The sequence below is a fragment of the Pseudomonas putida genome, assembly GCF_009883635.2.
Taxonomy (GTDB): domain Bacteria; phylum Pseudomonadota; class Gammaproteobacteria; order Pseudomonadales; family Pseudomonadaceae; genus Aquipseudomonas; species Aquipseudomonas putida_W.
The window spans coordinates 4,645,496-4,669,443 of sequence record NZ_CP026115.2 but is presented as its reverse complement, the minus strand read 5'-3'; the positions used below and the strand labels follow the sequence as shown (position 1 = coordinate 4,669,443).

The 23,948-nt window shown below is 63.7% G+C and carries 21 protein-coding genes; 12 read left to right on the top strand and 9 right to left on the bottom strand.

From position 1 onward, the window contains the following. Positions 1-34 precede the first annotated feature (34 nt). From C2H86_RS21205 to C2H86_RS21195, 3 genes are all read right to left on the bottom strand, one after another. Entirely contained in the window at positions 35-1,132 is a 1,098-nt protein-coding gene (locus C2H86_RS21205) for an extracellular solute-binding protein (RefSeq protein WP_159409676.1), read from the bottom strand. Further along, entirely contained in the window at positions 1,132-2,241 is a 1,110-nt protein-coding gene (gene aguA / locus C2H86_RS21200) for an agmatine deiminase (protein ID WP_159409675.1), read from the bottom strand. Before aguA ends, C2H86_RS21205 begins: the two co-directional genes overlap by 1 nt. A gap of 93 nt (positions 2,242-2,334) precedes the next feature. Next, the gene (locus C2H86_RS21195; protein ID WP_110631888.1) at positions 2,335-3,222 is read right to left on the bottom strand and encodes a LysR substrate-binding domain-containing protein; all 888 of its coding nucleotides are present in this window, start codon (positions 3,220-3,222) and stop codon (positions 2,335-2,337) included. 131 nt (positions 3,223-3,353) lie between these two features. Here C2H86_RS21195 and C2H86_RS21190 point away from each other — a divergent pair, with 131 nt between their 5' ends. The 5 genes from C2H86_RS21190 to C2H86_RS21170 all read left to right on the top strand — a co-directional run bounded on the left by C2H86_RS21190 (position 3,354) and on the right by C2H86_RS21170 (position 8,496). Then, positions 3,354-4,643, top strand: a complete 1,290-nt coding sequence (locus C2H86_RS21190) for an NAD(P)/FAD-dependent oxidoreductase (protein WP_159409674.1) — start codon at positions 3,354-3,356, stop codon at positions 4,641-4,643. Next, positions 4,636-5,187 (top strand): helix-turn-helix domain-containing protein, encoded by a 552-nt coding sequence (locus C2H86_RS21185; RefSeq protein ID WP_159409673.1) that lies wholly within the window; start codon positions 4,636-4,638, stop codon positions 5,185-5,187. Before C2H86_RS21190 ends, C2H86_RS21185 begins: the two co-directional genes overlap by 8 nt. A 9-nt stretch (positions 5,188-5,196) precedes the next feature. Then, entirely contained in the window at positions 5,197-6,549 is a 1,353-nt protein-coding gene (locus C2H86_RS21180) for a glutamine synthetase family protein (protein ID WP_159409672.1), read from the top strand. 192 nt (positions 6,550-6,741) lie between these two features. Next, positions 6,742-7,572 carry an alpha/beta fold hydrolase gene (locus C2H86_RS21175; protein WP_159409671.1) on the top strand — a complete coding sequence of 277 codons (831 nt, stop codon included), beginning with the start codon at positions 6,742-6,744 and terminating at the stop codon, positions 7,570-7,572. Positions 7,573-7,716: 144 nt separating this feature from the next. Continuing rightward, entirely contained in the window at positions 7,717-8,496 is a 780-nt protein-coding gene (locus C2H86_RS21170) for a TSUP family transporter (protein ID WP_159409670.1), read from the top strand. Positions 8,497-8,626: 130 nt separating this feature from the next. On the opposite strand, the gene nudC is transcribed toward C2H86_RS21170, so the two are convergent. Both nudC and C2H86_RS21160 read right to left on the bottom strand, forming a co-directional pair. Continuing rightward, complete coding sequence (nudC, locus tag C2H86_RS21165) at positions 8,627-9,457, bottom strand: NAD(+) diphosphatase (RefSeq protein ID WP_159409669.1); 831 nt, start codon at positions 9,455-9,457, stop codon at positions 8,627-8,629. A 34-nt stretch (positions 9,458-9,491) separates the two neighbouring features. Further along, positions 9,492-10,304, bottom strand: a complete 813-nt coding sequence (locus C2H86_RS21160; protein ID WP_159409668.1) for a crotonase/enoyl-CoA hydratase family protein — start codon at positions 10,302-10,304, stop codon at positions 9,492-9,494. Positions 10,305-10,465: 161 nt separating this feature from the next. Between C2H86_RS21160 and C2H86_RS21155 the strand changes: the two genes are divergently transcribed. Further along, a complete protein-coding gene (locus C2H86_RS21155; RefSeq protein ID WP_159409667.1) occupies positions 10,466-11,131 on the top strand; it encodes a dihydrofolate reductase family protein in 666 nt (221 codons plus the stop codon). 5 nt (positions 11,132-11,136) lie between these two features. Here C2H86_RS21155 and C2H86_RS21150 read toward each other — a convergent pair whose 3' ends face one another. Both C2H86_RS21150 and C2H86_RS21145 read right to left on the bottom strand, forming a co-directional pair. Continuing rightward, entirely contained in the window at positions 11,137-11,760 is a 624-nt protein-coding gene (locus C2H86_RS21150) for a GAD-like domain-containing protein (RefSeq protein ID WP_159409666.1), read from the bottom strand. A 15-nt stretch (positions 11,761-11,775) separates the two neighbouring features. Beyond that, positions 11,776-13,110, bottom strand: coding sequence for a DUF6861 domain-containing protein (locus C2H86_RS21145; RefSeq protein WP_159409665.1), 1,335 nt, complete (start codon positions 13,108-13,110; stop codon positions 11,776-11,778). Between the two features lie 213 nt (positions 13,111-13,323). Between C2H86_RS21145 and C2H86_RS21140 the strand changes: the two genes are divergently transcribed. The 3 genes from C2H86_RS21140 (at position 13,324) to glpT (ending at position 16,372) form a co-directional block, all read left to right on the top strand. Further along, on the top strand, positions 13,324-13,887 hold the full coding sequence (locus C2H86_RS21140) for a lipocalin family protein (RefSeq protein WP_159409664.1): 564 nt from the start codon (positions 13,324-13,326) through the stop codon (positions 13,885-13,887). 60 nt (positions 13,888-13,947) lie between these two features. Continuing rightward, positions 13,948-14,910 (top strand): ribonuclease Z, encoded by a 963-nt coding sequence (locus tag C2H86_RS21135; protein WP_159409663.1) that lies wholly within the window; start codon positions 13,948-13,950, stop codon positions 14,908-14,910. 109 nt (positions 14,911-15,019) lie between these two features. Continuing rightward, positions 15,020-16,372: a glycerol-3-phosphate transporter gene (glpT, locus tag C2H86_RS21130; RefSeq protein WP_159409662.1), complete on the top strand. Its 1,353-nt coding sequence runs from the start codon at positions 15,020-15,022 to the stop codon at positions 16,370-16,372. Between the two features lie 92 nt (positions 16,373-16,464). Here glpT and C2H86_RS21125 read toward each other — a convergent pair whose 3' ends face one another. After that, positions 16,465-17,748 (bottom strand): Zn-dependent hydrolase, encoded by a 1,284-nt coding sequence (locus C2H86_RS21125; RefSeq protein WP_159409661.1) that lies wholly within the window; start codon positions 17,746-17,748, stop codon positions 16,465-16,467. Positions 17,749-17,759: 11 nt separating this feature from the next. Continuing rightward, on the bottom strand, positions 17,760-19,259 hold the full coding sequence (locus C2H86_RS21120; RefSeq protein WP_159409660.1) for an NCS1 family nucleobase:cation symporter-1: 1,500 nt from the start codon (positions 19,257-19,259) through the stop codon (positions 17,760-17,762). Between the two features lie 357 nt (positions 19,260-19,616). Between C2H86_RS21120 and hydA the strand changes: the two genes are divergently transcribed. The 3 genes from hydA (at position 19,617) to preA (ending at position 23,839) form a co-directional block, all read left to right on the top strand. Next, positions 19,617-21,056: a dihydropyrimidinase gene (gene hydA / locus C2H86_RS21115; RefSeq protein ID WP_159409659.1), complete on the top strand. Its 1,440-nt coding sequence runs from the start codon at positions 19,617-19,619 to the stop codon at positions 21,054-21,056. A gap of 140 nt (positions 21,057-21,196) precedes the next feature. Beyond that, positions 21,197-22,564 carry an NAD(P)-dependent oxidoreductase gene (locus C2H86_RS21110; protein ID WP_159409658.1) on the top strand — a complete coding sequence of 456 codons (1,368 nt, stop codon included), beginning with the start codon at positions 21,197-21,199 and terminating at the stop codon, positions 22,562-22,564. Next, a complete protein-coding gene (gene preA / locus C2H86_RS21105; RefSeq protein ID WP_159409657.1) occupies positions 22,565-23,839 on the top strand; it encodes an NAD-dependent dihydropyrimidine dehydrogenase subunit PreA in 1,275 nt (424 codons plus the stop codon). The last annotated feature ends 109 nt before the right edge of the window (positions 23,840-23,948 follow it).

Below are 23,948 nucleotides of genomic sequence, written 5' to 3'. Positions count from 1 at the left end.
CGAAGAGGCCGGTGCAGGCATTACAAATCTTCTGTCAGGCACCACTCTTCAACCGGCTGAATGCCCGGGTCAACTCGCGGTTGAACGCCTTGCCATTATCATTCTTGCCATACAACCGCGCCCGCACCTCAGCCGGTGGATAGGTCCCCGGCGCATTGCGGATCTGCGCGTCCACCAACCCATCCGCCGCCGTAATCGCATTGGCGTAATGAATGGTGTCGGTAATCGGCGCAATCACATCCGGTCGCATCAGGTAATCCACCAGTTTCCATGCCGCATGCGGATGTGGCGCATCCTTGGGCACCACCAGCGCATCCAGCCAGATCAGCGTGCCCTCCTTCGGAATGCTGTAGTCCAGCTCAAACGCCTTGCCCACCTGCCGTGCCTGCCCCTCGGCGATGGCCACATTGCCGTTCCACGACATCGCCACGCAGGTTTCGCCATTGGCCAGGTCATTGATGTTGCGGTCATTGTCGAAGTAGCGGATGTACGGGCGCACCTTGCGCAGTTGCACTTCTGCCGCCTTGAGGTCCTCAAGGCGCTGCTGGTTGATGTCCAGGCCCATGTAGCGCATCACCGCTGCGAACACTTCATTGGGATCGTTGAGCAGGCTCACCCCGCAGTCGGCGAATTTCGCCACCACCTGCGGGTCGAACAGCATCGCCCAGCTGTCCAGCGGTGCATCGCCCATGCGCGCCGTCACCGCCTGCTGCTGGTAACCAACCCCGGTGGTGCCCCAGGCATAGGTCCCGGCATAGCGGTTGCCTGGGTCGAACAAGGCCATGTGCTGGCGAAACTCTTCACCCACCCCTGTCAGGTGCGGCAACTGGGCTTTGTCCAGCGGCTGCAGGGCACCGCTGGCAATGGCCCGGCTCAGGTGCTGGCCGGCGGTGAGCACCACATCGTAGCCACTGCCACCGGTCAACAGCTTGGTCTCGGCGGTTTCCAGCGAATCGAAATGGTCGGCGACCACGCGGATGCCGGTTTCTTTCTCGAACTGGGTCAAGGTATCGGGGGCAAGGTACTCGCCCCAGATGTACAGGTTGACGGTCGGCTGTTGTGCGTCGGCAGCCTGGGCCGCCGAGGCGGCGCAACCCAGGGCGAGCGCAAGGGTGAGTGCGCTCAGCTTCATCAGCGGCGGCCTCCAGCGTATTGCGGCATGGTGATGCAGGCGACATTGCCGCCCCCGAGCAGAATCTCGCGGGAGTTCTCGATACCGATGATGCGGTGCTCGGGGAACAGCTCGGCCAGGGTCGCCTGGGCAATGGCATCATTGCGGTCGCCAAACAGCGGCACGACGATGGCCGAATTGCCCGCGTAGTAATTGATGTACGAAGCACAAATTTGGGTGCCTGCCTCGCGCAGATGAGTGCCTTCGACCTGGTCCAGCCCAGCGGCCTCTTCGGCTGTCCATTGCAGCACATCGGGCTGTGGCAGCTTGTGCACCTTCAGTTCACGGCCACGGGCATCGCGGGTGCTGCGCAGGATGTCGTAGGCCTCCTGGTAGATTTCCCACTGCGGGTCGTCACAGTTGTCGGTCCATTGCAGCACCACTTCTCCGGGGCGCACAAAGCAGGCCAGGTCATCGACGTGGCCATCGGTTTCGTCGAACTTGCAGCCACGCGGCAGCCAGATCACCTGCTCGCCCCCCAGGTAGTCTTCCAGGCGACGGGTCACCTCGGCCTTGCCCAGGTGCGCATTGCGGTTGCGGTTGAGCAGGCATTGCTCGGTGGTCAGCAGGCTGCCCTGGCCGTCGCTCTGGATGCCGCCCAGCTCGGCGATCAGCGGCGCGCGGTAGCGGTCCAGGCCTTCGATCTCGAGGATCTTCTGGGCGATCTGGTCGTCCTTGTCCCACGGGTAGTAGAGGCCGCCATCGAGCCCGCCGTAAGCGTTGAACTCGAAATCGACGCCACGTACTTCACCACTGTTGTCATTGACCACGAAGCAGGCACCGCTGTCGCGGAACCAGGTGTCGTTGCAGGTCATTTCCACCACTCGCACCTGCGGTGGCAGCAGGCGCCGGGCGTTGGCGTACTGGGCAGCGGAGGCGCAGACCGTGACCGGCTCGCTGGAGGCGATCGCGCTGACGATCTCGACCCAGACCTTCTGCGCAGGCTTTGCACCGTTGCGCCAGACATCCGGGCGCTCTGGCCAGCCAAGCCAGCAGCCGGCCTTGCGCTCGAATTCGCCGGGCAGGCGGAAACCATCGGCCTTTGGGGTGGTGATGAGCGAACGTGCCATGGGTCAACCTCGTGTCGGTGAGTGATGGCTGCACGCTACGCCGCCCCGCTTGCGGCATCCAACGATGAAAACTCAGCGATAGCTGAATTCAATTCAGCTATCGCCCAGCTGTTCGATGAACCATTCGATGAAGTCGGCCACCGGTGCCCGCTCCAGGCGCAGTCGTTCGCACACCAGCGCGTACTGCCCCTGGGCCGTCACGCTGGCACTGAACGGGCGCACCAGGCGGCCGCTCTGCAGGTCGGCCTGGCAGGTCAGGTTGTCGCCCATCGCCACGCCCTGCCCGAGCAACGCGGCCTCCAGCGCCAGCGCGGCATGGGGGAAATACAGCTGACGGGTGGGCAAGGCGTCCTCGGCATGGGTCGCCAGCCAGGTGGTCCAGGTGCGGCCATCCTGGTCGTCGTGCAACAGGCAGTGACGCACCAGGTCGCGTGGGCGCTTGAGGCCGCCCTGGTTGAACAGGCCCGGGCTGCACACGGGGAAGAACTGCAGCAGCGGCAGTGGCCGCACGAAGTGGGTGCTGGCGTCCAGGGCGCTGGTGCCGTAGGTGATGGCCAGGTCGACGTCCAGCGCCGGGGCGCCGGCATCGATCGGCTGGTCATGCAAGTGTAGGGTGATGTGCGGGTAACGGCTGCTGAAGTCGGCCAAGCGCGCGACCAGCCATTTCTGCGCCAGCTCCGCCGTCACCGCGACCCGCAGTACCGCTTGCGAGGCCGGGTCGCGCAGTTCGTCGCAGGCCTTGCCGATCAGCTCGAAGGCCTGTTGCAGGTGATGCAGCAGGCGTTCGGCTTCGGCACTGGGGCGCACCTGGCGGCCGACGCGCTCGAACAGGGCGACACCGAGCTGCTCTTCGAGCTGGCGAATCTGGTGGCTGACAGCGCTGTCGGTGACGCACAACTCGGCGGCAGCACGGCCGAAATGGCCGTGGCGGGCGGCGCATTCAAAGGTACGCAGGGCGGTCAGTGAAGGCAGTCGGCGCATCGGGTTCTCCTGTCAGAGCGGCCTGCGGATCATATACAACCCATCGAGAAAGACGAACGGCCATGGTGCCATGAAAATTACCTGCTAGATTTTCATGAAAATAACCACAATAAATTTCACGAGGCCAAGGCATGTTCAAGCAATCCGCCCAGCACGTCGCCAGCTACTACGCCCAGACCTACCCCGCCAGCATCCCCCTGCGCCCTACCCTGCAAGGCCCGCACGACACCGATGTGCTGATCGTCGGCGCCGGCTTCAGTGGCCTGCACACAGCCCTGCGCCTGACCTTGGCCGGCAAGCGCGTGACCCTGCTGGAAGCCAGCCGCGTCGCCTGGGCCGCCTCCGGGCGCAACGGTGGCCAGGCGCTGCTGGGCTGGTCGTGCGACATGCCGCCACTGGAGAAAGCGCTCGGCGTGGAACGCACCCGGCGCCTGTGGGACAGCATGTGCTGGGCCGCTGACGAGATGCGCGAGCTGCCCCTGCGCCATGGCTTCGACATCGACTACCGGCTTGGCAGCCTGTGGACCGCCGTACTGCCTCGGCGGATAAAGATGCTCGAAGAAGCCCTGCACGACGCCGAGCACAAGTGGGGCTACGACGCCCTGCGCCTGATCGGCCGCGACGAGCTGCCGCAATGGATCGACAGCCCGCGCTACCAGGCCGCGCTGTACGACGCCAGGGGCGCGCACCTCAACCCGCTGAAACTGGCCCAAGGCCTGGCCGCCACGATCGAGGCCCATGGCGGGCGCATCTTCGAGCAGAGCCAGGTGCTCGACTATCAGCCCGGCGCCAACGGCTACGTGGCCCGCACCGAGCATGGCGAGGTACGCTGCGGGGTGCTGGTACTGGCCTGCAACGCCTACATCGACCGCCTCGACCGCGGCCTGTCGCGCCGGCTGCTGCCGGTCGGCTCGTACCAGGTGGCCACCGCGCCGCTGGATGCCGATTTCGCCCGCTCGCTGCTGCCGCGCAACAGCTGCGTGATCGACAACCAGTTCGTACCCGACTACTTCCGCCTCACCCCCGACCACCGCCTGCTGTTCGGCGGTGGCTGCACCTACCTGGGTGGCATCCCCAAGGACGTCGCCAACGCCACCCGCCCCTACCTGGAGCGGGTGTTTCCGCAACTGGCGGGGGTGGCCATCGACTATGCCTGGGGCGGCCACATCGACTGCAGCATCCAGCGCACCCCGGACGTCGGCCGCGAGGGCCAGCGCTACTGGCTGCAAGGCTTCTCCGGCCACGGCGTGCTGCCGACCCTGGCCGCCGCGCGGGCAGTGAGCGATGCCATCCTCGGCGACGACGACCTGCTGGCCTTGTACCAGGGCATCGACAACGGCCGCTTCCCGGGCGGTGACCTGTTGGCCGCACCGCTGGAAGCCGCAGCCAAGGCCTGGTACCGGATGCGCGATCATGTCTGAAGACGCCCAGGGCCTGGCCCTGCTGATCCGCGACCTGCGCAAACACCGCGGGCTGACCCTCGATGAGCTGGCAGGCAAGGTCAAACGCTCGCTGGGCTTTCTGTCCCAGGTCGAACGCGGCCTGTCGCAGCCGACCGTGGCCGACCTCACGGCGATCAGCGAAGCCCTGCAGGTGCCGACCACCTACTTCTACCAGGCCAGCCAGCCACCCGCGCTGGACTGGGTCACCCGCCCCGGCGAGCGGCGCACCATCTACTACGCCGAAGGCATCAGCGATGTGCTGGTCTCGCCCACTCTAAACGGCCGCTTCGCCATGCTCGAAAGCCACCTGGCGCCCGGCGCCAGCAGTGGCGAGGGGCACCTGGACGACAGCTCCGAGCAAGGCGGTTTCGTCCTCGAAGGTGAACTGACCCTCTGGCTGGCAGAGGACGAGCAAGCCGTGACCCTCGCGCCCAACGACAGCTTCCAGCTGCCGCCCAACCGCCACTTCCGCTACGCCAACCTGACCGACCAGACGACCCGCGTCCTCTGGGTTTTCCGATGAGAGCACAGCATGACCACAACAACAGGCTTTCCCGATCTGCTCAGTGAAGTCCGCGCATTCCGTGCCCGCTACCCCGACGTCAGCCATGTCGACCTGCTCAGCCTGGACATCCCCGGGCACTTCTATGGCAAGCGCTACCCTATCGACATGCTGGAAAAAGTCGCCGCCGGCAGCCCGCTGAAACTGCCGCAGAACTGCGTGCTATTGGGCGTGCAAGGTGGGCTGTTCCCGATTGGCGACTACTGCTTCAACGACGGCGACCCGGATGCCATCCGCCGCCTGATCCCCGGCACGCTCAAGCCAGTGACCTGGGAGCGCGAGCCGCTGGGGCAGATGCTGATCAGCTCCGACGGCACTGGCGCGCCGATCGAGTTCGAGCCCCGCGAGGTGCTCGCCCGTGTGCTGCGGCGCCTGGAACGACGCGGCATTCGCCCGGTGGTGGCGTTCGAGCTGGAGTTCTACCTGTTCGACCGCGCGCTCAAGCAGGGCCTGCCGCAATTCCCCCGCGATCCCCTCAGCGATGACCCGGACGACCAGCCCAACATGCACATCGAACGGCTGTCGCGCTTCAGCGAGGTGCTGCACGACATGGTCGATACCGCCAACGCCCAAGGTGTGGATGCCAACGTCATCACGGCCGAGCTGGGCCCCGGCCAGTTCGAGATCAACTTCGGCCACTGCGACGACGGCCTGCAAGCCGCCGACTGGGCCGCCCTGTTCTGCCGCAGCAGCCGGGGTGTGGCGCTCAAGCACGGTTTGCGCGCCTCATTCATGAGCAAGCCCTACCTGCAGGCGCCGGGCAGTGGCATGCATGTGCATGTGAGCCTATACGACCAGGCCGGCAACAACCTGTTGGCTGCCAACCAGCAACGCCCGCTGCGCCACGCGGTGGCCGGCTGCCTGGCGCTGCTGCCGCACTGCATGCCGATCTTCGCCGCCAACCACAATGCGTTCCGCCGCTATGGCGCCATGGTCAATGCTGCCAGCCGCGCCAGTTGGGGCTTCGAAGACCGCGATGCGTGCATTCGCATTCCCGAGTCGGATGCCCGCAACCTGCGCATCGAGCATCGGCTGGCGGGGGCGGATGCCAACCCGTACCTGGTGCTGGCGGCGATCCTGTGCGGCATGGAGCATGGGCTGGATGCCGGGCAGGATCCCATTGCCCCGCTGAACGAAGATCGCAGCAGCGGGATCGATTTCCCCAAGGACATGCTCGGCGCAGTCGCGGCCATGCGCAACCACCCGGCGGTGAACGAGGGACTGGGGGAAGAGTTCGTGATGGTGTATTGCGAGAACAAGCGCCAAGACCATCTGGCGTTCATGCAGGAAGTCAGTGCGCGGGAGTATCGCTGGTTCATGTGACATCGGTGATGGCCTCTTCGCGGGCACGCCCGCTCCCACTGGTCCTGCGCTAGCCTCAAGGCCTGTGCGATACCTGTGGGAGCGGGCATGCCCGCGAAGAGGCCGGCACTGCCACTACAAATTCCAACACCGAACGAAATCCCTCCTATTCTCAATAGCTCACTTCGGTTCCTGCACTGAGGAGGCACGACCATGAGCTACGTAACCACGAAGGATGGCGTTCAGATCTTCTACAAGGACTGGGGCCCGCGCGATGCGCCGGTCATCCACTTCCACCACGGCTGGCCGCTCAGCGCTGACGACTGGGACGCGCAGATGCTGTTCTTCCTGGCCAAGGGCTTTCGCGTGGTCGCCCACGACCGCCGCGGCCACGGGCGCTCCAGCCAGGTGTGGGACGGCCACGACATGGACCACTATGCCGACGATGTCGCCGCCGTGGTCGCGCACCTCGGCACCCAGGGCGCGGTGCATGTCGGCCACTCTACCGGTGGCGGCGAAGTGGTGCGCTACATGGCGCGGCACCCTGGTGCCCCGGTGGCCAAGGCCGTGCTGATCGCCGCCGTGCCACCGCTGATGGTGCAGACACCGGCCAACCCCGGCGGCCTGCCGAAGTCGGTGTTCGATGGCTTCCAGGCCCAGGTCGCCAGCAACCGTGCGCAGTTCTACCGCGATGTGCCGACCGGGCCGTTCTATGGCTACAACCGGCCGGGCGTGGAGGCGTCGGAAGGCATCATCGGCAACTGGTGGCGCCAAGGCATGATCGGCAGCGCCAAGGCGCATTTCGACGGCATCGTGGCGTTCTCGCAGACGGATTTCACCGAGGATCTCAAGGGCATCAAACAGCCGGTGCTGGTGATGCATGGGGATGATGACCAGATCGTGCCCTACGAGAATTCCGGACCGCTCTCGGCCAAGTTGCTGCCCAATGGCACCTTGAAGACCTACAAGGGCTACCCGCATGGCATGCCGACTACCCATGCCGATGTGATCAATGCGGATCTGCTGGCGTTCATCCAGAGCTGATAGGGTTTGCTGTACCGGCCTCTTCGCGGGCAAGCCCGCTCCCACAGAGGCCGGCACTGGCAACCGTTTGCGCCCAGGCTTACCATGTCTCCCTTCCAGCGCGGCCATTTGCCGCACGCCCTGCCCTCTGCCTGCCAGACACCCATGCCCTTCGAACTCACCGTAGAACCCCTAACCCTGCTGATCCTCGCCCTGGTCGCCTTCGTCGCCGGTTTCATCGATGCCATCGCCGGCGGCGGCGGCCTGCTGACCACCCCGGCGCTGCTCACCGCCGGCATGCCGCCGCACCTGGTGCTCGGCACCAACAAGCTCAGCTCGACCTTCGGCTCGGCCACCGCTGGCTTCACCTACTACAAGCGCAAGCTGTTCCACCCGGCGCAATGGCGCCCTGCCCTGTTCGCAACGCTGGTCGGCGCCTCGATCGGCGCAGTAGTGGCCCACTACATGCCAGCCGAGTGGCTGAACAAGATGCTGCCGGTGATCGTTTTCGCCTGTGGCATCTACTTGCTGTTCGGTGGCACGCCCAAGGCACCGCTGGACGCCGATGCGCCGATCAAGAAGAAATGGCAGTTCCCCCAAGGCTTCACCCTGGGTTTCTACGATGGCGTAGCCGGCCCCGGCACCGGGGCGTTCTGGACCGTGAGCACGCTGCTGCTCTACCCCATCGACCTGGTCCGCGCCAGCGGCGTGGCACGCAGCATGAACTTCATCAGCAACATCGCGGCGCTGACGGTGTTCATCATTTCCGGGCAGGTGGATTACATCGTCGGCCTGTGCATGGGCCTGTCGGTGATGGTCGGCGCCTTTTTCGGCGCACGCACGGCGATCAGTGGCGGCAGCAAGTTCATCCGCCCGGTGTTCATCACCGTGGTGCTGGCGTTGACCGTGCGCCTAGCGTGGCAGCACTGGTTCGGGCAGGCCTGATGGGCTGTGATACCCCTGCTTTGCCGCCCTATCTGCGCGAGAAATGTCCTCCGCCGTCGTTGCAGGGCTTGGCAATGGAATGACCATTGCCGACGCCCTGCGCCTAGTCGGAGAACATTTCTCACTGCAGCTACGACGGTAAAGCAGGGGTATCACAGCCCAGCCGCCGCGCCACATAAAGGTCGATCAGATAGCGGGCGATGGAGCGCCCGGCCGGCAGTGGCGGCAGGTCATGGACGCTGAACCACTTGGCGTCCTCGATCTCGTCCGGCTGCATGACGATCTCGCCACCGGCGTATTCGGCATGGAAGCCCAGCATCATCGAGTGCGGGAACGGCCAACACTGGCTGCCGACGTACTGGATGTTGCGCACCTCCACCGCCACCTCTTCGCGCACCTCGCGCACCAGGCAGTCCTCGGCGGATTCGCCCGGTTCGGCAAAGCCCGCCAGGGTGCTGTAAACGCCCGTGACGAAGCGCGGCGAACGGGCCAGCAGGATCTCGTCGCCGCGGGTCACCAGCACGATCATGCTCGGCGAGATGCGCGGGTAGCTGCGCAGGTCGCAGGGCTGGCAGTACATTGCCCGCTCCCAGCGGATCTGCGTCATCGCCTGGCCGCAGCTGCCGCAGAAGCGGTGCTCGCGGGCCCAGGTGCCGATCTGCGCGGCATAGCCGAGCACCTTGTAGGTGTCGAAGTCGCCTTCCAGCATGAATGCACGCAGCCCGCGCCAGCTGCAGCCCGGCACCTCGGTAGCGCTGCGCAGCTCCAGCAGGAATACCGGCTCGCCGTCGAAGTGGCCGATGCCGTGTTCGCACAGCACGTCCAGGTCCTGGCGCTTGAGCCAGTCGCGGGGGAACAGCGCACCGTTGGCGTCCACCAGGAACCCTTCCGGGCTGCGGGCCACAGCCAGCCCCCCGGTGATCTGAGGGTCGAGTACTGCGGTAGTCCAGCGAGCTGACATGTCGGGGGTTCCTTTACTGCGTCCCCCGGCCCGGTCAGTCGGCGAACGTCGGTTTCTGTTTGCTCATGTGCGCCGCCACGGCCACGCGCAGGTCTTCGGACTGCAGCATCGCGGCGTTCCAGGTGGCGATGTAATCCAGGCCATCGTCGATGCGATGGTCACGCATGTAGCTGAGCATCTCCTTGGTGCCGGCCACGGCGATCGGCGATTTTGCGGCAATCTCGCGGGCAATGGCAAAGACCCCGTCGAGCAACGCGGCCTGATCATCATAGACCCGGTTGACCAGGCCGATGCGCAGCGCCTCGTCGGCTTCCACATTGCGCCCGGTGAAGGCCAGCTCACGCATCATGCCGTCGCCGATGATACGTGGCAAACGTTGCAAGGTGCCGACATCGGCGGCCATGCCCATGTCGATTTCCTTGATCGAGAATTGCGCATCGCGGCTGCAGTAGCGCATGTCGCAGGCGGAGATCAGGTCGATGGCGCCGCCGATGCAGTAGCCCTGCACCGCCGCCAGCACCGGCTTGCGGCAGTTGTCCACGGCGTTGAAGGAGCCCTGCAGGCGCTGGATGGTCTTGCGCAGGAAGCGCGCATTGCGGCCGACATCCTTGCCCATCTGCCCGGCCAGCGACGCCAGCATCATCAGGTCGATACCGGCGGAAAAATGCTTGCCGGCACCGCTGATCACCACTGCGCGCACGGCATCGGTGTCGTCAATCCACTGGAAGATCTCGACGATTTCCGCCCAGAAGGCCGCGTTCATCGCGTTGATCTTTTCCGGGCGGTTGATCTGCACATGGGCGATGTTGTCGGTCAATTCGACCTTGAACGCGGTGTACTCGGTCATGGGCGGCACTCCTGTGGGGAAAGGGTTCACAGCGTGGATGGTAACCCAGGCAGGTGACCGCGCTTGTGCCAAAAACGGGACTGCATGCCCTGTCGAAATCGCCGCGTGCCGTTCGACCATAAGTGAATCATCACCCCCGACTGGCCTTTCAGGAGAGCCCAATGCGCAAACTCATCGTAGCCGCCTTCGTCAGCCTCGACGGCGTCATGCAGGCCCCCGGCGGCCCACAGGAAGACACCAGTGGCGGTTTCACCTTTGGCGGTTGGCTGGTGCCACATGCCGAGGAAGTGTTCGGCCAGGCCATGCAGGCGCTGTTCAGCCAACCTTTCGAATTGCTGCTGGGCCGGCGCACCTATGACATCTTTGCCGGCTACTGGCCGAAGGTGAAAGACGATACGGAGGAATTCTCCATCGCCAACCTGTTCAACAGCGTGGCCAAGCATGTCGCTACCCATGACCCGGACAGTCTTGAGTGGCATAACAGCCACGCGCTGGGTGCGGATATCGTCGCGGCGGTACGTGCCCTCAAGCAGCAGGATGGTGCTGATCTGCTCACCCAGGGCAGTGCCAATGTGGTGCAGCAACTGCTCGCCGCCGGACTGGTCGATGAGCTTCAGTTGCTCACTCACCCGGTGTTGCTGGGCCGTGGCAAGCGCCTGTTTGGCGACGATGCCGCGCCAGGGGCGTTCACCCTGAAGTATTCGCAAGTGACGCCCAAGGGCGTGGTCATCGCTCGTTATGTGCACGTGGGCGAAGTGCGGACCGGTTCATTCGACCTGCCAGCACATAGCGATTGCGGCCAGCGAGTACATGTGCAGGGCAGATAGGTCCTTCAATCTGGCTGACTGGAGAAGGCGTAAGGTTTAAGGTCTGTCAGCTGTGCAAGAAAAACTAGATGCTCAACGGCGCTGACCTTCTTGAGGTGCTCCAGGCGGTCAGAGCCACCCAACATAAGGGCGGGGAAAAAGCCGTACATTTCATCATTCTTGAGTTTTCCGAATTTTGCGCTAGCAGGTTCGAAGAGATCATTGAAATCGTTTGAGTCGAGTTTTCTTGACAGGAAAAACCCTTGGAGCTCAGCTTCTAGCTGATCTTTTGTGAATTCATTTTTATAAAATGCGTATCGAGCGCTGACACCTGTAATTTCCAGTGAAAAACCAGTTCTTTCACCCCATAGATACAGGTCTCCAAAAGCGCTTCGGGCGATCAAATGGTAGGTATCGTGTGAGCTGAATTTCGTGCCCGCTATCCAGGATGAAACGACTGCCTCATATTCATGTGGATTGACTAACCAGAAAATCCCTTCGCCATAGCCTCCCCACCCATGCTCAGACCAGTATTCCAGAAGCTTGGCGGGAAGCTTACCCCTGTACTTTTCGATCGTCGAGGAAGGTACTTCCCGGCGATCGATCGGATGACCGAAATTCTCAATAAACCTGGCAAAGATTTTATCCATCTTGATGTCCTTGACTCAGCATTTGTGCAATTTGACATTCATGCGGGTTGAGCTTCTAAGTTCGGGCGGCACCGCTTCGGCGGCCTTCTTCAAATTGGGTATCTTTGTTTTCCATTGAGGTCCTATTATGGAGTTTATCTGGCGATCCCCGAAATCCGATATGACGTCTCTACCTCCAGCGACAAGGTCTGGATTGTGCAGCGCTGCTATGGCTGACATTCTGTTTCTAGCTTTTTCCATGGCAACTTGTTGTGCTTCAAAAGGCCCCATGGTCTTCCTTAGCTCCTTCTCAAAATTTTCCTGGATGATCTCCAACTCCTTTCTTCGAGCTTTCTGAGCAAGCCCTTTATTTCGCTGTTCTGGGTTTTCGATCTTCTCCAGAAACTCATCGATAGTCATCCAGTTGAGCCCATCCTCCTGACCACTCAGCTGCCGCTTGAATTCTCCCACCTTGTATTCCGGCACTTTGTCAGCTTTGAAGCATTCGACATTATGCAATGCCATCCTGCCGGGGTGGTGTTCAGGCGGCTCCTTCTTCGGCTGATTCTTTTGATTCGGATGCGGATCACCCAGCCCTCCCTTGCGCCGCTCCGGCACCTGCAAGTCTGGCCGTTTCTTCAACCCCTCTTCATGCTTGAGCATCCATTGCCCCAGCCTCGCACCTTTACTGCTTGCCGCCATCTCTTGCGCCAGCACCCGAGCATCGCCGCGTCCGCGCGTAAGGTGCGATACGATCGCGCCCAGCAGCAAAACCACGACTTCCACATGACCCAGGGCGATATGATGGGCAGCTCTGGAAATGGCAAACGGATCGTCCGATCCGAACGGGTTGATACCTTCGTCCCGTGTCCCGTCCCAAGCGATACGTATGCCGTCAAGGTAGTACTCACCGATGCGCGGCAACCCTTCGAGAAAAAACTCGGCAATGGAGGCAAGCCCCAGCACGCCAAGTATCCAACCACTGACCTTGAGCCCCATTGCCGCGCCAGCGCCGGCCAAAGGAATGGCCCCTGCACCAGCGCCAAATGCCCCGATCCCGGCGCCAATCGCGCCGCCGGTGAGGGTGCTGCCGACGACGATCATCGCCATCTCCCGCACCACCTTGAGCAGCTCGTCGAGGATGCTGGCGATTTCCAGCTCGGCAAAGCGCTGGCGCAGCATGCTGCCGGCTTGCCACTCGGCCTGGTTGAAGGCCGCCTCGACAGCCCTAACCCGACGCAGGTTGAGGGCCAGTGAGGCGACCGGTTCGTTTAGGTAGGTACGGAAATGGGAGCCTCCCTGATAGCCCATCTGATCGGTGATACATGATTCGATCTGGAACCACGAGGGCACCAGGTAATCCAGATACATGAGGTGTCTCCCTGACAGCGTGTGCAGGGGGAAATCCCATCATGGATTTGCTTGGGAAGTTTCTGAGTCAGCTGTAGGAAAAGCCTCTTTCGCTTTGGCTCTGAGCTGACACAGGCACTCAATTCCTTACGCCATGCATCGTCAATACAACTTTTGCGCCCCGCCCGCATCGAACCAAAGGTGAGCCCCACACTCGCTGACAGGAGGTTTGCCATGGCGATGCGCACGGCCCTGATGTTTTCCTGCATGACCTTGGCCCTGATGGGCTGCGTCGGTTCAAACGACGATCACCGCTCCCCGCCGACCACCGAACAGGTCGACCTGCAACGCTACCAGGGCACCTGGTACGAGCTGGCGCGCCTGCCGATGTTCTTCCAGCGCAACTGCGTGCAGTCCGAAGCCCATTACGGCTTGCGGGAGGATGGCCGCATTGATGTAACCAACCGCTGCAAGGAAAAGGACGGCGCATGGAATGAAGCCCACGGCATCGCCGAACCCCAGGTGCCGGGCAAGACAGACAAGCTCTGGGTGCGCTTCGACAACTGGTTCAGCCGGCTGGCACCGGGGCTTACCAAAGGCGAATACTGGGTGCTTTACCACGACAAGGACTACCGCGTGGCGCTGGTCGGCCACCCCAACCGCGAATACTTGTGGCTGCTGTCGCGCACGCCGGCAATCACCGACCAGACACGCGAGCAGTTGGTGGCGATCGCCCAAAAACAGGGCTACGACACCAGCAAGCTGATCTGGCGCCAGGACGCCCCTGCCGTGCCCTGAGCATCGACGCCCTGCAGCAATCCGTCTAAGGTGTGGCTCCCCCACGCATGGAGCGAAACATTGGACCTGCAGTTTCTGGGCACCTCCTCGGGGGTGCCTACAAAAGCCCGCAACGTCAGCGCCACCGCCGTCATCGAAGCCAGCGGCAAGCACTGGTACCTGGTCGATTGCGGCGAAGGCACCCAGCATCAGTTGCTGCGCAGTTCGCTCTCGGTCCGCGACCTGCGCGGCATCTTCATCACCCATGTGCATGGCGACCATTGCTTCGGCCTGCCGGGGCTGCTGGCCAGCGCCGGGATGGGCGGGCGCAGTGAGCCGCTCGACCTGATCCTGCCCGCCGCCTTGCAGGACTGGGTGCGCCTGAGCCTGGCGGCCAGCGAAACCTACCTGCCGTTCGAACTGCGCCTGTTGCCGGTCGAGGGCCTGGGGCAGTGGCAGAGCGAGCACATCCAGGTCAGTACCGTGCAGCTGTCGCACCGGGTGCCGAGCGTTGGCTTCGTGTTTACCGAACTGAACCCTGAACCCCGCCTGGACATTCAGCGGCTGGAGGCCGAAGGGATTCCGCGCGGGCCGTTGTGGGGTTACCTGGCCAAGGGCCTGGTGGTCGAGCATGACGGGCAGCGGCTCGAGCCGCGTGACTACCTGAAAGCCTCGCGGCCCCCGCGGCGAGTGATCGTCTGTGGCGACAACGACAACCCGGCATTGCTCGCCGAGGTCGCCAGTGGCGCGGATGTGCTGGTGCATGAGGCGACCTATACCCAGCCCATCGTCGAGCGCAGTGGTAACACGTTCGGGCATAGTACGGCGGCGGCGGTGGCGCAGTTCGCTGAAATGGCAGGGGTGCGTAATCTGGTACTCACGCATTTCAGTGCGCGCTATCAGGGGGACCCCAAACGCAGCCCGTGCATCGATGACGTGCGCAACGAGGCGCTTGCTCATTACAGCGGGCACCTGACGCTAGCGCAGGATCTGCAGCGCTACCATATGGGGCGCGATGGCCGCCTGGTTGGCGTCATCGCCTGAGATCGCTGCTTCACAATTCAACAAATTCCAGCCAAGGAAAGCGTTATTTTTTCTGTAATGAAAATGTAATATTCGCTTTCGCATACCTATAACAAAGCTGGAGCTTCACATGTTCGCTTTCTTCCGCCCTGCCGCGCATCGGGCACCCCTGCCCGACGAGCGCATAGACAGTACCTACCGCCGGCTACGCTGGCAGATCTTCGCCGGGATCTTCTTCGGCTACGCCGGCTACTACCTGCTGCGCAAGAATTTCTCCCTGGCAATGCCCTATCTCATCGAAGAACAAGGCTACACCCGAGGCCAACTGGGCCTGGCCATCTCGGCCATCGCGATTGCCTACGGCCTGTCCAAGTTCCTCATGGGCCTGGTCTCGGACCGCTCCAACCCGCGCTTCTTCCTGCCATTCGGCCTGCTGATCTCGGCGGCAGTGATGTTCGTGTTCGGATTCGCGCATTGGGCCACCTCCAGCGTAACGATCATGTTCGTGCTGCTGTTCATCAACGGCTGGGCCCAGGGCATGGGCTGGCCGCCGAGCGGACGGACCATGGTGCACTGGTGGTCGCAGAAGGAACGCGGTGGCGTGGTCTCGGTATGGAACGTGGCGCACAACGTCGGTGGCGGGTTGATCGGCCCGTTGTTCCTGCTGGGCCTGGGCTGGACCAACGACTGGCACGCGGCATTCTATGTACCTGCAGCGGTTGCCGTGCTGGTGGCGGTGTTCGCCTTTGCCGCCATGCGCGACACCCCGCAGTCGGTCGGCCTGCCGCCGGTCGAGCAATACAAGAACGACTATCCGGAAGGCTACGACGCAAGCCACGAGCAGGAGTTTTCCGCCAAGCAGATCTTTGTGCAGTACGTGCTGCGCAACAAGATGCTTTGGTACATCGCTTTAGCCAACGTGTTCGTCTACCTGCTGCGTTATGGCGTACTGGACTGGGCACCGACCTACCTGAAGGAAGCCAAACACTTCAGCGTCGACACCACCTCGTGGGCGTATTTCTTCTATGAATGGGCAGGTATCCCCGGCACCCTGCTGTGCGGCTGGATGTCGGACAAGATTTTCCGCGGCAACCGTGGCCTGACCGGCATCGTGTTCATGGCGTTGGTGACCGTGGCCACCCTGGTGTACTGGCTGAACCCGCCAGGCAACCCGACCGTCGACATGATCGCGCTGTTCTCCATCGGTTTCCTGATCTACGGGCCGGTGATGCTGGTGGGCCTGCAGGCGCTGGAACTGGCACCGAAAAAAGCTGCGGGCACGGCGGCCGGCTTCACCGGGCTGTTCGGCTACCTCGGCGGCTCGGTGGCAGCCAGTGCAGCGATGGGATACACCGTCGACCACTTCGGCTGGGACGGTGGCTTCGTGATGCTGGTAGCCGCCTGCCTGCTGGCAATCGCCTTCCTGCTGCCGACACTGCGCCACAGCAAAGTGGCCAGCAACAGCCGCGAAGCATTGGCCTGATCACATCGCCTGGCCCCACAGGCCAGCACAACCGCCAAAGGCTGTGCGATGCCTGTGGGAGCCCGCTTGCCGGCAATCAGGTCGGTACCGGCCTAGGCAGCCAGGCGCCCGCTGGCGATCGCCTCCGAAGCCGCCAGCATGGCCCGCAGCAACACCGCGCAACCTGCCGCCAGGTCCTCGGGCGTGGCGTTCTCGATCTCGTTATGGCTGATGCCATTCTCGCAAGGCACGAAGATCATACCCGCCGGCCCCAGCTCGGCGAGGAAGATCGCGTCATGCCCTGCCCCACTGACGATGTCCATGTGCGGCAGCCCGAGGGCCTGCGCCGACTGGCGTACGGCATCGACGCAACCGCGGTCGAAATACAGCGCCGGGAAGTCTGCCGTGGGGACCAGTTCATGGCTCAGGCCGTGCTTGGCACAGGTCGCTTCGATCACCCCGCGCACCTCGGCGATCATCGCATCCAGCTGATCGCCTTCCAGGTGACGGAAGTCCAGGGTCATGCGCACCTCGCCCGGGATCACGTTGCGCGAGCCGGGGTAGGCTTGCAGGCAACCGACCGTGCCGCAGGCGTGTGGCTGATGCGCGTGGGCGGTGCGGTTGACTGCTTCGACGACGGCCGCGGCGCCTACCAGGGCGTCCTTGCGCAGGTGCATCGGCGTCGGCCCGGCGTGGGCTTCGACGCCGCGCAGGGTCAGGTCGAACCATTTCTGCCCCAGGGCGCCGAGCACTACGCCGATGGTCTTGGCCTGGTCTTCAAGGATCGGCCCCTGTTCGATATGCGCTTCGAAGTACGCACCCACCGGGTGGCCGAGCACCGCGCGCTGGCCGGCATAACCGATGGCGTTCAGCGCCTCGCCGACCGACACGCCTTGGGCATCGCGCTTGGCCAGGGTTTCTTCCAGGGTGAATTTGCCGGCGAACACGCCCGATCCCATCATGCAGGGCGCGAAGCGCGAGCCTTCTTCGTTGGTCCACACCACCACCTCCAGCGGTGCCTCGGTCTCGATGCCCAGGTCGTTGAGGGTGCGCAGCACCTCCAGCCCGGCCATTACGCCGAAACAGCCATCGAACTTGCCGCCGGTTGGCTGGGTGTCGATGTGGCTGCCGGTCATCACCGGTGGCAACTTGGGGTTACGCCCTGGGCGACGGGCGAAGATGTTGCCCATCGCATCGACGCTGACGGAGCAACCGGCGGCCTCGGTCCATTGTACGAACAGGTCGCGGGCCTGGCGGTCGAGGTCGGTCAATGCCAGCCGGCATACGCCACCCTTGGGCGTGGCGCCGAGACGGGCAAGGTCCATCAGCGATTGCCACAGGCGCTCGCTGTCGACATGGCGTTCGGTGGATTTCAGCACAGGCTGGGATGGGCTCATGGTGTTTCTCCTCAGGCATTTTTATTGGTTTGTACTGGCGCGATCGCCGGCCCGCGCACCGCCAGGCCACCCAGGGCGTAGTACAGCGCCCCGCCCAGCAGCGACCCGGTGAACCAGCCGTAGTCGTAGAACCAGCTGAAACGGCTGTTGCCGATGGCGAGCACGGTCAGCGCCACCGGCAAGGCAAAGGCGGCAAAACCCGCCCAGTTCCACGCCGGGTACACGTCGTCGCGGTACAGCCCGGCCAGGTCCAGGCCTTGACGGCGGATCAGGAAGTAGTCCACCACCATGATCCCGGCGATCGGCCCGAGCAGGCTGGAGTAGCCCAGCAACCAGTTGGAATAGACGCTCTCCAGGCTCAGGTCGGAAACGATCCAGCCGAGCTTCTTCAGCAGTTCGTGGCTCATCAACGCCAGGCCGATGAAACCGGTCAGCCACACCGCACGGCTGCGTCCGATCAGCCGCGGGGCGATGTTCTGGAAGTCATTGGTTGGCGAGACGATGTTGGCGGCGGTGTTGGTCGACAGGGTGGCGATCACGATCAGCGCCATGGCCAGCGCCACCCAGCCGGGGCTGTGGATCTTGCCGATCAGGCTGACCGGGTCGGACACCGTCTCGCCCACCAGCGAGGCGGAAGCCGCCGTCATGATCACGCCCAGCGAGGCGAACAGGAACATGGTCAGCGGCAGTCCGAAGATCTGCCCGAGAATCTGGTCCTTCTGGCTTTTCGCATAACGGCTGAAGTCCGGAATGTTCAGCGACAACGTGGCCCAGAAACCGACCATGGCCGTGAGCCCGGCGCAGAAGTAACCGACCACGCTGGCCCCTTCCGGGCGCTTGGGTGGCTGGGCCAGCAGCTCGGTCATCGACATGTGCGGCAAGGCCCAGAACAGCAGGCCGAAGCCGACCGCCACCAACAGCGGTGCCGACAGGGTTTCCAGCCACTTGATCGACTCGGCACCGCGCAGCACCACCCACAAGTTCAACGCCCAGAAGATCATGAAACCGATCACCTCGCCGGTACCGGCCAGTGCCTTCCAGCCGTCGAAGATCGAGCCAAGGAACAGGTGGATGGCCAGGCCGCCGAACATCGTCTGGATGCCGAACCAGCCACAGGCCACCACCGCGCGGATCAGGCACGGCACGTTGGAGCCAAGGATGCCGAACGACGAGCGCAGCAGCACCGGGAAAGGGATGCCGTACTTGGTGCCGGGGAACGCGTTGAGGGTCAGCGGGATCAGCACGATGAGGTTGGCCAGCAGAATCGCCAGCAGCGCCTCACCCACGCTCAGGCCGAAGTAGGCCGTGAGCACGCCGCCTAGGGTGTAGGTGGGCACGCAGATGGACATGCCCACCCATAGCGCGGTGATGTGCCACTTGTTCCAGGTGCGCTGGTGCACCTTGGTCGGTGCGATATCGTGGTTGTAGCGCGGGCTGTCGAGAACGTCACTGCCCGCAGACAGCTCGAACAGGCCTGCCTGCTCGATCACTTCCGATCTGCTCTGTTGCATGGGGCCTTCTCCAGATTTCTTGTATTTGTATGCTCATCGGGCTAATGCGATGGCCGGAGTAAACGCACGCTGGAAACTGCTGGATTCGCGTAGAAAATCTTGCTTATTTTTTGATCCTGTCAAGTCCGACAGCATGCATGGATGGCACCGCGCGCTTCACGTTTTTTTAATTTATTCATATTTATCAGCAACATAATGACCACAAGGTTTATCTGGAATATTTTCTTGCTCAAATACCAATCAGCAACTAGCCTCGATTCTTGTCAGGCCTGACAGGATTGAACCCGCCTTCAGGCACTGACCAATAAAACAATTCCAAGAACCGGCCAAGACCGGTCAGCCTGCGAGGAAGACGGCATGTCCCTGTTGATCCGTGGCGCCACCGTGGTTACCCATGAAGAGAGCTATCCCGCCGATGTCCTGTGTGTCGATGGCCAGATCCGCGCCATTGGCAAAGACCTCGAAGCCCCTACCGACTGCGAGATCCTCGACGGCAGCGGCCAGTACCTGATGCCCGGCGGCATCGACCCGCACACCCATATGCAGCTGCCCTTCATGGGCACGGTCGCCAGCGAGGACTTCTTCAGCGGCACCGCCGCAGGGCTGGCCGGTGGCACCACCTCGATCATCGACTTCGTCATCCCCAACCCGCAGCAGTCGTTGCTGGAGGCCTTCCACACCTGGCGCGGCTGGGCGCAGAAGAGTGCGTCCGACTATGGTTTCCACGTAGCCATCACCTGGTGGAGCGAGCAGGTCGCCGAGGAGATGGGCCAGCTGGTGAACGAGCATGGGGTCAACAGCTTCAAGCACTTCATGGCCTACAAGAACGCCATCATGGCGGCCGACGACACCCTGGTGGCCAGCTTCGAACGCTGCCTGCAGTTGGGCGCCGTGCCCACGGTGCATGCCGAGAACGGCGAGCTGGTCTACCACCTGCAACAGAAGCTGCTGGCCCAGGGCCTGACCGGGCCTGAGGCGCACCCGCTGTCGCGCCCGTCACAAGTCGAAGGCGAAGCCGCCAGCCGCGCCATCCGCATTGCCGAGACCATCGGCACGCCGTTGTACGTGGTGCACATCTCCAGCCGTGAAGCGCTGGACGAAATCACCTATGCCCGGGCCAAGGGCCAGCCGGTGTACGGCGAAGTGCTGCCGGGCCACCTGCTGATCGACGACAGCGTCTACCGCCACCCGGACTGGGCGACCGCCGCCGGTTACGTGATGAGCCCGCCGTTCCGCCCGCGCGAGCATCAGGAGGCGCTGTGGCGCGGCCTGCAATCGGGCAACCTGCACACCACCGCCACCGACCACTGCTGCTTCTGCGCCGAGCAGAAGGCCATGGGCCGCAACGATTTCAGCCGCATCCCCAACGGTACCGCCGGCATCGAGGACCGCATGGCGGTGCTGTGGGACGCCGGGGTCAATAGCGGGCGCCTGTCGATGCACGAGTTCGTCGCGCTGACCTCGACCAATACCGCGAAGATCTTCAACCTGTTCCCGCGCAAGGGCGCCATTCGCGTCGGCGCCGACGCCGACCTGGTGCTGTGGGACCCGCAGGGCACGCGCACCATTTCCGCCCAGACCCACCACCAGCGGGTCGACTTCAACATCTTCGAAGGCCGCACCGTGCGCGGCATCCCCAGCCACACCATCAGCCAAGGCAAGGTGCTCTGGGCCGATGGCGACCTGCGCGCCGAGCCTGGCGCTGGTCGTTACGTGGAGCGCCCGGCCTACCCCTCGGTGTACGAGGTGCTGGGCCGACGCGCCGAGCAACAGCGCCCGACACCCGTTCAGCGCTGAGGCTATCTGGGCTAAGCCAGCTTCCACAGGGACAGCATTTTCCTCAAGGACACCACCGTACCTGTGGGAGCCGGCTTGCCGGCGATAGGGCGCGCAGCGCCCTCGTTCCAAGCCCCATATAAAAAAGAGAGGCTACAACCGTGATCGATGCCCTGAACCATCTGCCGCGCCCGCGCGCCGGCAGCGACCAGCTGGCCGAGCGCTTCACCGACCTGGCCCCACCCCTCACCGCCCGCCAGGCGGCCGTCGAGAGCGCCCGCTGCCTGTACTGCTACGACGCCCCCTGCGTAAACGCCTGCCCGAGCGAAATCGACATCCCCTCGTTCATCCACCGCATCAGCGACGAGAACCTGCAAGGCGCCGCCGAGCGCATCCTGTCGGCCAACATCCTCGGCGGCAGCTGCGCCCGCGTGTGCCCTACCGAAATCCTCTGCCAGCAGGCCTGTGTGCGTAACAACGCCGAGGAATGCGCCCCGGTGCTGATCGGCCAGCTGCAGCGCTACGCCCTGGACAATGCCCATTTCAGCGAACACCCGTTCCAGCGCTCGCCCAGCACCGGCAAGCGCATCGCCGTGGTCGGTGCCGGCCCCGCCGGGCTGTCGTGCGCCCATCGGCTCGCCATGCACGGCCATGACGTGGTGGTGTTCGAGGCCTGCGAGAAAGCCGGTGGCCTCAATGAATACGGCATCGCCCGCTACAAACTGGTGGACGACTATGCCCAGCGCGAAGTGGAATTCCTGCTCGGCATCGGTGGTATCGAAATCCGTCAGGGCCAACGCCTGGGCGCCAACCTCGGCCTCGGCGAGTTGCGCGACCAGTTCGACGCGGTGTTCCTCGGCCTGGGCCTGAACGCCGTGCGCCAACTCGGCCTGCCAGACGAAGAAGCCCCCGGCCTGCTCGCCGCCACCGCGTACATCCGCGAATTGCGCCAGGCCGACGACCTGACGCAACTGCCGCTGGCCGACCGCTGCCTGGTGATCGGCGCCGGCAACACCGCCATCGACATGGCTGTGCAGATGAGCCGCCTGGGCGCCCGCGACGTCAACCTGGTGTACCGCCGCGGCCACGCCGACATGGGTGCCACCGGCCATGAGCAGGACATCGCCAAGGCCAACCAGGTACGCCTGCACACCTGGGCCCGCCCCGACGCCGTGTTGCTCGATGACGACGGCCGCGTACGCGGCATGCGCTTCATGCGCACCGAACTGGCCGACGGCCGCCTGCGCGACACTGGCGAAACGTTCGAGCTGCCCGCCGACGCCATCTTCAAGGCCATCGGCCAACGCTTCGACGATGCCAGCCTCGGCGACCCGGTCGCCGCGCAACTGGCCCGCGACGGCGAGCGTATCCGCGTCGACGACCACATGCGCACCAGCCTCCCGGGTGTGTACGCCGGTGGCGACTGTACCGCCCTGGGCCAGGACCTCACCGTCCAGGCCGTGCAACACGGCAAGCTGGCCGCCGAAGCCATCCATGCCCAACTCATGCTCAACGTGGAGGCAGCGTAAATGGCCGACTTGTCCATCGAATTCGCCGGCATCAAGGCGCCCAACCCTTTCTGGCTGGCCTCCGCGCCACCGACCGACAAGGCCTACAACGTGGTCCGTGCCTTCGAGGCGGGCTGGGGCGGCGTAGTCTGGAAGACCCTGGGCGAGGACCCGGCGGCAGTCAACGTGTCGTCACGTTATTCCGCGCACTACGGGCCCAATCGCCAGGTGCAGGGCATCAACAACATCGAGCTGATCACCGACCGTTCGCTGGAGATCAACCTGCGGGAAATCACCCAGGTGAAGAAGGACTGGCCCGACCGCGCACTGGTCGTGTCGCTGATGGTGCCGTGCGTGGAGGAGTCGTGGAAATTCATCCTGCCGCTGGTGGAAGCCACCGGCGCCGATGGCATCGAGCTGAACTTCGGCTGCCCCCACGGCATGCCTGAGCGTGGTATGGGTGCGGCGGTCGGCCAGGTGCCGGAGTACGTGGAGATGGTCACCCGCTGGTGCAAGCTGCACTGTTCGCTGCCGGTGATCGTCAAGCTCACGCCGAATATCACCGACATACGCCAGTCGGCCCGCGCGGCCCATCGCGGTGGTGCGGATGCGGTGTCACTGATCAACACCATCAACTCGATCACCAGCGTCGACCTGGACCGCATGGTCGCCCACCCCATCGTTGGCGACCAGAGCACCCACGGCGGTTACTGCGGCTCGGCGGTCAAGCCGATCGCCCTGAACATGGTTGCCGAAATCGCTCGCGACCCGGAAACCCGAGGCTTACCGATCTGCGGCATCGGCGGAATCGGCAACTGGCGCGATGCTGCCGAATTCATCGCCCTGGGCAGCGGTGCGGTGCAGGTGTGCACGGCGGCGATGCTGCATGGTTTTCGGATTGTCGAAGACATGAAAGATGGCCTGGAGCGCTGGATGGACCAGCGCGGCCACCGCAATCTGGAGGCCTTCCGCGGCCAGGCCGTGGGGCACACCACCGACTGGAAATACCTGGACATCAACTACAAGTCGGTGGCGCAGATCGACCAGGAGGCGTGCATCGGTTGCGGGCGTTGCCACATTGCCTGTGAGGATACCTCGCACCAGGCGATTGCCAGCACCTTGAAGGCTGACGGGACCCATGCCTACAGCGTGATCGAGGACGAATGCGTGGGCTGCAACCTGTGCCAGATTACCTGCCCGGTGGAGAACTGCATCGAAATGGTGGCGCAGGATACCGGCAAGCCTTACCTGAACTGGACCCAGGATCCGCGCAACCCCTACCGCGAGGCCAGCTGAGGAGTTTGCTGCCTGGCCTTGTGGGAGCGGCCTTGTGTCGCGAAAGGGCCGCAACGCGGCCCCAAGGTTCGGCGGTATCGCACAAATTGCCGGGGCCGCTCTGCGGCCC